At 71.6% G+C, this 12,025-nt stretch carries 12 protein-coding genes and 1 tRNA gene; 1 reads left to right on the forward strand and 12 read right to left on the reverse strand.

Annotated elements, in window-relative coordinates; genetic code table 11:
- Positions 1–33 precede the first annotated feature (33 nt).
- Positions 34–1,146, forward strand: a complete 1,113-nt coding sequence (locus Q0818_RS08310) for a PAS domain-containing sensor histidine kinase (RefSeq protein WP_298873493.1) — start codon at positions 34–36, stop codon at positions 1,144–1,146.
- On the opposite strand, the gene Q0818_RS08315 is transcribed toward Q0818_RS08310, so the two are convergent.
- The 12 genes from Q0818_RS08315 to Q0818_RS08370 all read right to left on the reverse strand — a co-directional run bounded on the left by Q0818_RS08315 (position 1,135) and on the right by Q0818_RS08370 (position 12,005).
- Positions 1,135–1,713: an isochorismatase family protein gene (locus Q0818_RS08315; RefSeq protein ID WP_298873494.1), complete on the reverse strand. Its 579-nt coding sequence runs from the start codon at positions 1,711–1,713 to the stop codon at positions 1,135–1,137. The two genes, Q0818_RS08310 and Q0818_RS08315, sit on opposite strands and share 12 nt — an antisense overlap.
- Before the next feature lie 400 nt (positions 1,714–2,113).
- Positions 2,114–2,509, reverse strand: coding sequence for a hypothetical protein (locus Q0818_RS08320; RefSeq protein ID WP_298873495.1), 396 nt, complete (start codon positions 2,507–2,509; stop codon positions 2,114–2,116).
- Between the two features lie 211 nt (positions 2,510–2,720).
- Positions 2,721–2,793: transfer RNA gene (locus Q0818_RS08325), tRNA-Thr, on the reverse strand.
- 65 nt (positions 2,794–2,858) lie between these two features.
- The gene (gene deoC / locus Q0818_RS08330; RefSeq protein ID WP_298873496.1) at positions 2,859–3,530 is read right to left on the reverse strand and encodes a deoxyribose-phosphate aldolase; all 672 of its coding nucleotides are present in this window, start codon (positions 3,528–3,530) and stop codon (positions 2,859–2,861) included.
- Between the two features lie 56 nt (positions 3,531–3,586).
- Positions 3,587–5,128, reverse strand: coding sequence for an alpha/beta hydrolase (locus tag Q0818_RS08335; protein WP_298873497.1), 1,542 nt, complete (start codon positions 5,126–5,128; stop codon positions 3,587–3,589).
- The gene (locus Q0818_RS08340) at positions 5,125–6,303 is read right to left on the reverse strand and encodes a DNA polymerase III subunit delta' (protein WP_298873498.1); all 1,179 of its coding nucleotides are present in this window, start codon (positions 6,301–6,303) and stop codon (positions 5,125–5,127) included. Before Q0818_RS08340 ends, Q0818_RS08335 begins: the two co-directional genes overlap by 4 nt.
- A gap of 65 nt (positions 6,304–6,368) precedes the next feature.
- A complete protein-coding gene (gene tmk, locus Q0818_RS08345; RefSeq protein WP_298873500.1) occupies positions 6,369–7,043 on the reverse strand; it encodes a dTMP kinase in 675 nt (224 codons plus the stop codon).
- On the reverse strand, positions 7,040–10,021 hold the full coding sequence (topA, locus tag Q0818_RS08350) for a type I DNA topoisomerase (protein ID WP_298873502.1): 2,982 nt from the start codon (positions 10,019–10,021) through the stop codon (positions 7,040–7,042). Before topA ends, tmk begins: the two co-directional genes overlap by 4 nt.
- Before the next feature lie 60 nt (positions 10,022–10,081).
- A complete protein-coding gene (locus tag Q0818_RS08355) occupies positions 10,082–10,411 on the reverse strand; it encodes an Rv3654c family TadE-like protein (RefSeq protein ID WP_298873504.1) in 330 nt (109 codons plus the stop codon).
- Positions 10,411–10,740, reverse strand: a complete 330-nt coding sequence (locus Q0818_RS08360) for a TadE family protein (protein WP_366943131.1) — start codon at positions 10,738–10,740, stop codon at positions 10,411–10,413. The genes Q0818_RS08355 and Q0818_RS08360 overlap by 1 nt, the downstream gene beginning before the upstream one ends.
- A 149-nt stretch (positions 10,741–10,889) precedes the next feature.
- The gene (locus Q0818_RS08365; RefSeq protein WP_298873507.1) at positions 10,890–11,126 is read right to left on the reverse strand and encodes a DUF4244 domain-containing protein; all 237 of its coding nucleotides are present in this window, start codon (positions 11,124–11,126) and stop codon (positions 10,890–10,892) included.
- 42 nt (positions 11,127–11,168) lie between these two features.
- Entirely contained in the window at positions 11,169–12,005 is an 837-nt protein-coding gene (locus tag Q0818_RS08370) for a type II secretion system F family protein (RefSeq protein WP_298873509.1), read from the reverse strand.
- Between the last annotated feature and the right edge of the window lie 20 nt (positions 12,006–12,025).

Here is a 12,025-nt window from a genome sequence, read left to right on the forward strand (position 1 = left end):
CATCCCGACCCACGACAGCGTCGCATGACCTCCGTGCCGGATGAGCCTCCCACCCTCCCCGCGACTCCGGGGGCGATGCGCGACCACCCTCTGACGAGCATCCGTCGCTCCGTCCCCCGCGACTGGGACGAGCAGGTCGATCTCTTCGCGATCGTGAAGCTCGACAGCGGTGGTTTCGTGCGCGGCTGGAACCTCGGCGCGGAGCGCATCAAGGGCTACAGCGAAGACGAGATCCTGGGCTCGCACTTCTCGCGCTTCTACCGCGAGGAGGCGCAGCAGCGTGGTCTCCCCGACCAGCTGCTGGCCGCTGCCCAGCGCGACGGCCACGTCGAGGACACGGGCTGGCGCGTCCGCAGCGACGGGAGCGAGTTCTGGGCGCGCGTGACGATCTCGGCCATCCGCAGCGACCAGGGCCAGGTGCTCGGGTTCGTCAAGATCGTGCGGGATCTCACGAGCGAGAAGCGCGCCGCCGACGAACAGGCGGCCCTGCAGAGGACCTTCGCGCACGACCTGCTCTCCCCCGTCACCGCACTTCGCGGCTATCTCGACCTCATCGGCGAGGAACTGCCGCCGGACCACCGCCTGCTGCGCCTCGCCGGAGAGGCGAGCGACCACATCGTGGCGATGGCCCAGGCGCTCATGGCCGACGTCGACTCGTCCTCCGAGCGCGGTCGGCGTCGGGCGACCCTCGACCTCGTCGCCCGCGGTGCCGTCTCCCTCGTGCTGCCGGGCGAACTCGGCCGCGTCCGGTTCGGGATCATGGATGCCGTCCCGGTCCGCGCCGACGTGCTGGGACTGCGTCGTGCGATCGCCAACGTCCTCGAGAACGCGGCGAAGTACTCCGACGACGTCATCGAGATCGACACGTTCGAGACCGACGAGGGCGCCGCCGTCCGCGTGCGCGACCACGGTCGTGGCATCCACCCCGATGATCTTGCGACGATCACGCAGGAGGGCCACCGGGGGCGCTACGCGGTCGCGACGGACGGCGGCCGGGGTATCGGTCTGTCGAGCGTGCAGCGCGTCGTCTCCGAGCACGGGGGGTCGATCCGCATCACCAGCGCCCCGGGCGAGGGCACGACGGTGACACTGACGATCCCCCGCTCCGACGACGAACCCGTCGCGCTCGAGGACTCAGTCGGCTGAGCGGATCAGTACCGCGCCGGCCGCCTCGATCTCGCGCAGTGCTGCGGCGCTCGAATCGGGGTGCACCCCGGCGATCATGTCGGTGAGCACGCGCACACCGCGGCCCGCCGCCACCGCATCCAGGGTCGACGCGCGGACGCAGTAGTCGGTCGCGATGCCGACGATGTCGATGTCGCGGATGCCGTGGGACTCGAGGAGCTGCGCGGCGGTCTCGCCGTCGTCGGAGACCCCCTCGAAGAGAGAGTAGGCGGGCTTCCCCTGGCCCTTCTTCAGGTGGTGCGTGACGCGCGTGGTGTCGAAGACCTCGTCGTAGTCGGCGCCGTACGTGCCGCCGACGCAATGCACCGGCCAGGTGTCGACGAAGTCGGGGGTGGAGGAGAAGTGCCCGCCGTTGTCGTCGTCGCCGTGGTGCCAGTCCCGCGAGGCCACGACCAGCGCGTAGTCGTCGGCGTGCGCCGCGAGATAGCCCGAGATGCGAGCGGCGACCTCATCGCCACCCTGCACGCCCAGCGCCCCGCGCTCGGTGAAGTCGTTCTGGACGTCGACGATGAACAGGGCGCGGCTCATGAGGCGAGCCTACGCGCGTCGGGCGGGGCGGGCGCGCGTGGTGCTGGGCGGGTGGGGCGGGCGCGCGTGGTACGGGGCGGGTGGGGCGGGCGCGGGTCGGGCGCGACGCGGGTCGGACACGACGCGGGTCGGGGACGGGCGGGGCGGGTGGGGCGGGCGCGGGTCGGACGCGACGCGGGTCAAGCGCGACGCGGGTCGGGGACGGGTGGGGCGGGCGGGAGCCGGGGCGGATGCGCGTGGTACGGGGCGGGTGGGGCGGGCGCGGGTCGGGCTGGCGCGGGTCGGGCGCGACGCGGGTCAAGCGCGACGCGGGTCGGGACGGGTGGGGCGGGCGCGAGGCGGGTCGGGGGCGCGACGCAACCCGCGCCGACCACGGCCCGGGCTCAGGCGCCGAGTGGGGTCACCCGCGAGCGAACAGCAGCACGATCGAGACGACGAACGCCACCGCCCCCAGCGCCAGGACGCCGGCGGCGAGCAGGGAGACGAAACGCACCACGGGCGAGTTCCGCGTGAGACGCATGCGATGCGGCACCCCGCGGCGGTAGAAGATGTCGGCCATGTCGGCCGTGCCGATCTTCGCATCGTCGTGGGCCGACAGGGGCGCCTCGTTGACGCCGCCCCGGTCGTCGAACCACCGGACGACGCGGCCTCCGTCGACCGATTCGACGACGGCCCGCGCCGGTGCCCACGTGCCGTCGAGCAGCAGCAGGACCACCGCCGCGAAGGCCAGGAGCAGTCCGCCGCCCAGCCCGACCCACGTGAAGATCTCGATGAGGGCATCGAGGGCGTTCGACACGGGTACTCCTGCGGGCTGACGACGCGTCACGCGGACGCGGAACGGCTCTCCAGCCTATCGGGACACCCGGGGAGCTTCCCGGCCCCTTGGGGGCCTCCAGACGCCGCGTGGCGACGGAAGCGAGGACGCGCGGTGCGATGACCGTCAGACCGGTGAGATCTCGATGACGAAGAAAGACCCCCACCCGGTGGAAGCGGGTGGGGGCCTTCGGAGCCGCCTAAGGGAATCGAACCCTTGACCTATTCATTACGAGTGAATCGCTCTGCCGTCTGAGCTAAGGCGGCATGTGCGCGCTGTCGCGTGCACGATCATCGATCTTACATGCTTCAGCGGCCCTCGCGGTACGCGGTCAGTAGTCGCCCGTCGCGGAGCCATCGGCGAGGATGTCGCGGCTCGACGACAGCCCGAGGCGAGAGGCCCCCGCGGCGATCATCTCTTCGGCCGCGGCGCGCGTCCGCACTCCCCCGGACGCCTTCACCTCGGCGCGGTCCCCGACCGTGCGCTTCATCAGCTGCACCGCGTGGACCGTGGCGCCGCCCGCGGGGTGGAAGCCCGTCGACGTCTTGACGAAATCGGCACCCGCCTCGACCGCAGCCTCGCACACGGCCACGATGGCCTCATCGGACAGCGCGGCGGACTCGATGATCACCTTCAGGACGGTGGGCGCGGGAGCCGCGGTGCGGACGGCGCGGATCTCGGCCTCCACGACCTCGTAGCGCCCCTCGATGGCGGCGCCGATGTCGATAACCATGTCGATCTCGTGCGCGCCCTGGGCGACCGACAACGCCGCCTCGGCGGCCTTGACCTCGGCGTGGTGCTTTCCGCTGGGGAATCCGCACACGACGGCCAGCTTGAGGCCGTCGGGCAGCTCGACCGGCAGGAACGACGGCGAGAGGCACACGCTGTAGGTGCCGAGCTCGGCGCCCTCGGCGATGATGCGCTCGACGTCGGCGCGCGTGGCCTCGGGCTTGAGCAGGGTGTGGTCGATGTAGCTCGCCAGGTCGGCGATGGGCGCGGTCATAGGGGTCTCCTCGGGATGTGACGGATCAAGAGTAGGCGCACGGCGTCGCCGCGGCGCTACTCGCAGCGCAGGTCGGGGGCGGGCACGGTGTCGTCGATGAGGTAGTCGTCGACGGCTCCGTTCACGCAGTCGTTGCCCTTGTTGTAGGCCAGGTGCCCCTCGCCGACGTAGGTGACCAGGACTCCCTGCGAGAGCTGATCGGCCAGCGCCTGGGCCTCGGCGTAGGGCGTGGCGGGGTCGCCCGTGGTGCCCAGCACGAGGATGGGCGGCGACCCCGGGGCGGTGATGGCGCCGGGCTCTCCGGTGGGCGGCGCCGGCCACGAGGCGCACGCGTCGGGACCGACCCAGTAGGGCGCGACGACCGGAGCCTTCTGCTCCAGCTCCTGTTGCAGCGACGCCTCGTCGGCATCGTCTTCGCGAGGGTAGTCGACGCAGTTGTATGCGCGCAGGGCCTGCATGGTGTTGTCGGTGTACTGCCCGTCGACGCGGCCGTTGTAGAAGTCGGCGAGCTGGAAGGCGACGGAGGCGTCGCCGTTCTGCACGTCGGCGAGGGCCACGCGCAGGTAGGGCCAGTTCTCGTCGCTGTAGAGCGCGGCGATGATGGCTGTGAGCAGCGAGTCGGCGCCGAGGAGGCGCCCGTCGGCGCCCCTGAGAGGGCGCGAGTCGGCGCGGGCGAGCATGGACGCCACGTCATCCATCGCGTCGTCGACCGATCCCGAGAAGGGACAGTCCGAGGCGCGGAGGCAATCGGCCATGAACGCACGCAGCGCGTTCTCGAAGCCGACCGCCTGCGCGATCCCGCTGTCGCTGCCGGCCAGGCTCGGATCGATGCCTCCGTCGAGCACCATGCGCCCGACGCGTTCCGGGAACAGCCCGGCATACGTCGCGCCGAGCAGGGAGCCGTACGAGAAACCGAGATAGCTGAGCTTCTCGTCACCGAGCACGGCCCGCAGCAGATCCATGTCTCGCGCCGCGTTCTCCGTGGAGATGTAGGGCAGGATGCCGTCGCTCCCGGCCTCGCAGGCCTTCGCGAAGTCCGCCTGCCGCTGCTCGAGGGCCGCGTTGCGTTCGTCGCTGCCGCGCTTTCCCGGCGGGATGTCGTACAGGTAGGCATCCATCCCGGCGGAGTCGTAGCACGACACCGCCGTCGACTGGCCGACGCCCCGGGGGTCGAACCCGATCACGTCGAAGGACCGCGTGAGCGCCTCGTCGGCGACGAGCGACAACGAGTCCCGGACGGTGTCGACGCCGCTCACGCCCGGGCCGCCCGGGTTGGTCAGCAGCGACCCGAGCGGTTCGCCGGAGGTCGCGCGATGCCGGATGACGGCGAGTTGCAGGTCACCCGCCGACGGGTCGGAGTAATCGCGCGGAGCGGTGACGGTGGTGCAGTCGAAGCCGGCGCTGCCGCATGCGGTCCAGGTCAGCGTCTGCCCGTAGTAGGGCAGGAGGGCGGAATCGATGCCCTCGGTCTGCGGTGCGAGGGAGCGGCCTCCGTCGGGGGCCATCGGCGGTATCTGCGCGTACAGACAGCCCGTGAGCGCCAGCGCGACGCCCGCGAGGCCCGCGACCAGGGCGGTCAGGCGCCGTCGCACGCTCACGGCGCGGATCCGTTCGCCACGGTGATCATGAGACTCTCCAGGGCGAGGAGCGGTGCCGCGTTCTGTTCGAGGTTGCGGCGCGTCACGGAGATGCGATCGAGGACCCCGAGGGTGCGTGCCGGGGTCCATTGCGTCGCCAGCGCGCGCAGAGCGTCGAGGCGCTCGACGTTGACCAGGTCGGCTTCGCGGCCGTACTGCACCATCACGACGTCGCGGAACAGCGACTGCAGATCGGTGAGCACCCGATCGATCCCGTCGCGCAGGCTCCGCGTGGCCCGGCGCTTCTGATCGTCTTCGAGGGCGTTCACCTGCCCGCGCACCGACGGGGGGACCGCGGCCCCCTCTGCCACGCCCAGCATGCGGAGCAGCGCCCGTCGCTCCTCCTCGTCGCGGGTGGCGGTGAGCGCCTTCGCGTCGTCGGTCGCCAGACGCACGATCTGCCCGGCGACCTCGACCGCGTCGCCGATCCCCCGCACGGCCAGCACCGCCGCCAGTGTCTCGGCGCGGCGCGCCCGGGCGTCGTCGTCGGTGGCGAGACGCTGCGCCATGCCGATGTGACGCTGCGCGTGACGGGCCGATTCTTCGGCGACGTCGGGCGTGACCCCTGTGCGTTCGACGATGAGACCCGCGACGTCGGCCACGGAAGGCTCGCGGAGCCGCAGGACCCGGACGCGCGAACGGATGGTGGGGAGGAGATCGGCGTCGCTCGGCGCGCAGAGCACCCAGACGGTCTTCTCGGGCGGCTCTTCGAGAGCCTTCAGCAGAACGTTCGACGTGCGCTCGGCCATGCGGTCGGCGTCTTCGACGACGATCACGCGGTGTCGGCCGAGCGAGGGCGCGAAGGAGGCCCGCTCGACGAGACGGCGTGCCTCGTCGATACGGATGACGACCTGTTCCGTCCGCAGAGCCGTGAGATCGGGGTGCGTGCGCGCGAGCACCTGATGCTGCGCCCGCTCGTCGCCGGGATCGGCGATGAGCTCCGCCGCGAACGCGTAGGCGAGAGTCGATCGCCCCGAACCGGGCGGACCGGTGATGAGCCACGCATGGGCGAGGGCGGACGGGTCGGATGCCGCGTGGCGCAGGCTCGCGACGGCCTCGTCCTGACCCCACACGGCGTCCCACGGGAAGGGGGCCGCGCCGGCGGCCCGCGGAGACGGCTCGAGCGCGACGGACATGGGTTCCAGCCTAATCCCGGGGTCCGACACCGCCGCTGAGCATCGGCTGTCGGTGCACGTCCGGCTCAGCGCAGGCGTTCGGCGACCGCTTCCCGCACCCGCGCGGCCAGGATCTCCGGCGCCTGGGTCGCGTCGAGCACGAGGAAGCGTTCGGGCTCGCGTTGCGCGAGCGCCAGGAAGCCCGCGCGGACCCGCGCGTGGAAGTCGCTCTTCTCCGCCTCGAGCCGGTCGAAGGGCTTGTCGGCGGCATCGAGCCGTCGCCGGGCCGCCGTCGGGTCGAGGTCGAGCAGCACGGTCAGGTCGGGAAGCAGGCCCCCCGTCGCCCACAGCGACAGCGCGCGCACGTCGTCGGCGTCGAGTACGCGGCCCGCTCCCTGGTAGGCGACCGACGAATCGAGGTACCGATCCTGGATGACGACGTCACCACGGGCGATGGCGGGCTGGACGACGGTCTCCACGTGATGCGCGCGATCGGCGGCGTACAGCAGCGCTTCCGCGCGAGCGGCGATGTGACCGCGGTGGTGCAGGACGATCTCCCGGATCCGCACGCCCACCTCGGTGCCTCCCGGCTCGCGGGTACGAACGACGTCGCGACCGTCGGCCGCGAGCCACTCCTCCAGCATCGACGCCTGGGTGGTCTTGCCGGCGCCGTCTCCCCCTTCGAAGGTGACGAAGAGCCCCGGACCCCCGGCCGGTGCCGCCCGTGGGGCGTGCAGCGGCCGGGATTCGAGACCGGTCACGAGTTCTTCGCCGGGGCCTTGCGGGTGGTCGAGGTGGTCTTGGCTGCCGCGGTCTTGGCGGCCGTCGTCCGTGTCGTCGCCGTCTTGGTCGCGGTGGTCTTGGACGCAGCCGTCTTCGTCGCCGTCGCCTTGGCCGCCGCCGTCTTCGTCGCCGTCGCCTTGGTCGCCGCCGTCTTCGTGGCGGTCGTCTTGGCTGCCGCCGTCTTCGTCGCCGTCGCCTTGGTCGCCGCCGTCTTCGTGGCGGTCGTCTTGGCTGCCGTCGTCTTGGCGGCGGTCGTCTTCGCCGCCGTCTTCGTGGTGGCCGTCTTCCGCGCGGTGGTCGTCTTCTTGGGCGCCGGGCCCTTGGCCCGCTTGTCGGCGATCAGCTCGACCGCGCGCTCGAACGTGATCTCCATGGCGTTCTCACCGCGGGGAACGGTGGCGTTCGTCTCGCCGTCGGTGACGTAGGGGCCGAATCGGCCGTCCTTCAGCTTGATGGGCTTGCCGCTCACCGGGTCGGCGTCGAACTCCTTCAGCGCGCTCGAGGCGCGACGCGCGCCGTACTTCGGCTCGGCGTACTTCGCGAGCGCCTCCTCGAGCGTGATGTCGAAGATCTGCTGCTCGTTGTCGAGCGACCGCGAATCGGTGCCCTTCTTCAGGTACGGGCCGAATCGCCCGTTCTGAGCGGTGATCTCGTCGCCGGTCGCCGGATCGGCACCGATGACGCGCGGGAGGGAGAGCAACTGCAGAGCCGCGTCGAGTTCGATCGTGTCGACCGACATCGACCGGAAGAGCGATGCCGTACGGGGCTTCGGGGCGGCTTCCTTCTTCGCGCCGCGCTTCTTCGGGGCCTCGACGACCTCGCCCGTGGCCTGGTCGACCTCTTCGGGTTCCTCGGCGTCGACCTCCTGCACGTAGGGTCCGAAGCGACCGTCCTTGACGACGACGAGCTTGCCGTTCTCGGGGTTCTCCCCCAGCACGCGATCGCCGGCGACCGGCGCCTCGATCAGCTCCCGCGCCTTGTCGGGGGTGAGCTCGTCGGGTGCGAGGTCCTCGGGGATGTTCACGATCCGCGGCTTGGCATCGGCGTCCGCCGCGGGATCGGTGACCTCGAGGTAGGGACCGTACTTGCCGAACCGCAGCACGGCCGTGTCGGTGATACGCGTCGAGTTGAGCTCGCGCGCGTCGATCTCGCCGAGGTTGTCGACGATGTGGCGAAGGCCGACCTGCTTCTCCGAACCGAAGTAGAACGACTTGAGCCACTCGGTCCGGCGCTGCTCCCCGCGGGCGATCGCGTCGAGGTCGTCTTCGAGCGCCGCCGTGAAGTCGTAGTCGACGAGGTCGGCGAAGTGCTCTTCGAGCAGTCGCACCACGCTGAAGGCGAGCCAGCTCGGAACGAGCGCCTGGCCCCGCTTGGTGACGTAGCCGCGATCGAGGATGACGCCGATGATGCTCGCGAAGGTCGACGGGCGACCGATGCCCTTCTCCTCCAGCGCCTTCACCAGGCTCGCCTCGGTGTAGCGCGGCTTGGGAGAGGTGCTGTGCCCCTTGGGCTCGACATCGCTCATCGCCAGTTCGTCGCCCACGGCGACGGCGGGCAGCGACTGGTCGGCGTCGTCGTCGTTGCGCTTCTCGTCTGCGCCCTCTTCGTACGCCTCGAGGAAGCCCTTGAAGGTGTAGACGGTTCCGGATGCCGTGAACTCGGCGACCTGCGCCGCGGCCCGCACCGTGAGGGTGACGGTCGTCGTCTCGTACTTGGCATCCGCCATCTGGCTGGCGACGGTGCGCTTCCAGATGAGGTCGTAGAGCTTCTGCTCGTCGCGGTCCAGCGACGACGCGAGCGAGGCGGGCGTGCGGAAGGTCTCGCCCGAGGGGCGGATGGCCTCGTGCGCCTCCTGCGCGTTCTTCGACTTGCTCTTGTAGACGCGGGGGTTCGCGGGAACCGCCTTGTCGCCGTACAGAGCCACGGCCTGCGCGCGGGCGGCCGAGATCGCCTGCCCCGACAGCGCGACCGAGTCGGTACGCATATAGGTGATGAAGCCCTTCTCGTACAGACGCTGTGCGACGCCCATGGCGTGCTTCGCGCTCATCGAGAGCTTGCGGCCGGCTTCCTGCTGCATGGTCGAGGTCGTGAACGGAGCACGAGGACTGCGCGTGCCCGGCTTCGCCTCGACCTTCGACACCGTGGCGCGCCCCGCGGCGGTGATCGCGTCGGCCAGCGAGCGAGCAGCAGACTCGTCGAGGACGACGACGGCCTTCTTGAGCTGACCGTTGTCGTCGTAGTCTCCACCGCGGGCGATGGGGGCTCCGTCGAGACGGTTCAGTCGCGTGGTGAACGACGAGCCCGACTGCGACGCGAGTGCCTCGACATCCCAGTACGACGCCGAGACGAACGCCATGCGCTCGCGCTCACGCTCGACGACCATGCGCGTGGCGGCGGACTGCACGCGGCCGGCGCTGAGCGCCGTTCCCTCGCGTCCGGAACCGACCTTGCGCCAGAGCACCGGCGAGACGTCCCATCCGTAGAGACGGTCGAGGACGCGGCGCGTCTCCTGAGCGTCGACGAGCGAGACATCGAGGTCTCGCGTGTGCTCCGCGGCGTCGCGGATGGCGTCCTTGGTGATCTCGTGGAAGATCATGCGGCGGACGGGGACCTTGGGCTTGAGGACCTCGAGCAGGTGCCACGCGATGGCTTCGCCTTCGCGGTCACCATCAGTGGCGAGCAGGACTTCGTCGGCGGTCTTCAGCGCGCGCTTGAGCTCGGCGACCGTCTTCGTCTTGCGGTCGTTGACCACGTAGAAGGGGTCGAAGTCGTTCTCGACGTCGATGGAGTACTTGCCGTACGCCGCCTTCTTGTCGGCCGGGATCTCCTTCTTCGACGCGAGGTCGCGAATGTGACCGACCGAGCTGAGCACCTCGTAGTCGTCGCCGAGGTATCCCTGGATCGACTTCATCTTCGTCGGGGACTCGACGATGACGAGCTTCTTTCCGTTTGCCACTGGGGTCCTTTCTTCGATGCACACCATACACACGCCTCCCTGTTCGGGTTCCGGGAGGTCTCACGGGCTCGAGACATCGGGAGGTCCGGCTCGCGAGCGCGCATCGAGGGGCACTCCACCGTACGCCCCGGCGACGGTGACCGTGGCGATCAGGCCGTCGACATGGCACTCCGTCAGCTCCCACCCGGCTGCGGCGGTCACCCGCGCCGCCGCGTCGCACGGGTAGCCGCTCACCGCGCCACTGGCCGTATCGGCCGCCGCGAGGGCAGCCGCATCCGCCGTGCCGGCCACCCGCCGCGCCGTCAACGCGGCCCCACCGACCGCTGCCACCGCCACCGCCATACCGGCGACGACCGTCAGCACACCGACGGTCGACACGCTGCCCGCCATCAGCGGCCACCGTCGAGCGCGCAGGCGCGCGCCGCGGCCGGCGGGAGGGGGAGGGCGAGCGGAACCGAACGGGTCGCAGACGTCGACACGCACACGAGACCACCGTCGTGCGTCACGGTCATCGAGCCGCCGGCTGCGGCGAGCGCTGCCGACGCTCCGACGTCGTCTCCACGGCCGAGGAGCCGAGCGCCCTCGGTCGCCGCGTGCTGCAGACGCAGCGTGGTCGCGGCGGTGCCGAGCACCCCCACTCCCAGCGCCAGGACGATCAGCACGGCCGGGAGGGTCACGGCGAACTCCGCCGTGACCGCGCCCCGGTCGCCGAGCCGCACGCGCGAGGCGGCCGTGGCAGCCGACTCGCCCAGCCGCGAGTGCGAGGCCGCGCCAACGGCCCGGAGGCCTAGCCGCGCGCGCGAGGCGGCACCCACTCTCCGAAGGCACCGCCGCGAGCGCGCGACGGCGCCCGACCGACACCACCGCGTCACTGCACCGTGAGCGCGCGGCGCACGAGGTCGGTCAGGATGCCGCGCACCTCGTCGCTGCGCATGATGACGACCAGCAGCCCGGCGAAGGCCACGGCCGCCATCGTTGCGATGGCGTACTCCGCGGTGGCGGCGCCGCGCTCGTCGAGGAACGCTCGGCGCGCGCGGGCGCCGGTGAGCAGGGGGAACGACGAGGGGTCGTGGACGAACGGGGCGCGAGGATCGAGGTCGGACATGGGGTCTCCTTCATGTTGGGGTGTTCGGGATCGATGAAGCGGTCACGGGAGGACGCCGGAGCGCAGCAGGCCGAGCACGATCGGTGCGACGGCGAGCAGGAGGAAAGCGGGCAAGGTGCACGCTCCGAGCGGGAGGAGCAGACGCGTCGACAGGCGTGCCGCCGCCTCCCGCCCCTCGGTGCGAGCCCGGTGCCGGGACGCCCAGGCGTCGGCGCGAAGCAGCTCTGCGGCGGGGACGCCGGCTCGCAGCGCCAGATCGAGCGTCTCGTGGATGGCGGGCGCCCCTGAGTCGCCGGGGCTGCGCGCACGGCGGGCGATCACCGCGCGCGCACGCTCGGGAGACGCGCCCGCCGAGAGCGCGACCGCCCACAGCTCGGCCTCGAGTCCCGGCACCCTCGCGGACGGACGCGCCGACCGCGCCAGCCTCCTCGACCACACGTGTGCCCCGGCGACCAGGGCGACCCCGCCGACCAAGCACACGCGCCCGAGGGGATCGCCGAGGAGCATGCCGAGGGGATCGGCTCCGAGAAGCGCGCCGAGGGGCACACCCGCCGCGGGAAGCCAACCGAGCAGGCGCGCCGTCGCGAGCGGCTCGGCCAGCGCGACGCGCACCTCGGAGGCCACTTCGGCCGCGTCGCGCAGAGCGCCCGCCACGGAACGGAGCGTCTCCGCCAAGGGAGCCCCCGTCTCGACGGCGACGCTGTAGACGGCCGCGATGTCGACCCAGGCCCCGCCCGCCGCGGTCAGCACGGCGCCGACGTCCTCACCCCGGTCAGCGGCCCGGGCCGCGGCTCCCGCGGTGGGGTCTCCTCCCTCCGCCAGGTGCCGCCACGCGAGAGCGGGCGAAGCTCCGCCCCCGAGCAGGACGGCAAGACGCACCACGGTCGCGTAAGGGTCTG

Source organism: uncultured Microbacterium sp. (assembly GCF_947489255.1).
GTDB classification, from domain to species: domain Bacteria; phylum Actinomycetota; class Actinomycetes; order Actinomycetales; family Microbacteriaceae; genus Microbacterium; species Microbacterium phycohabitans.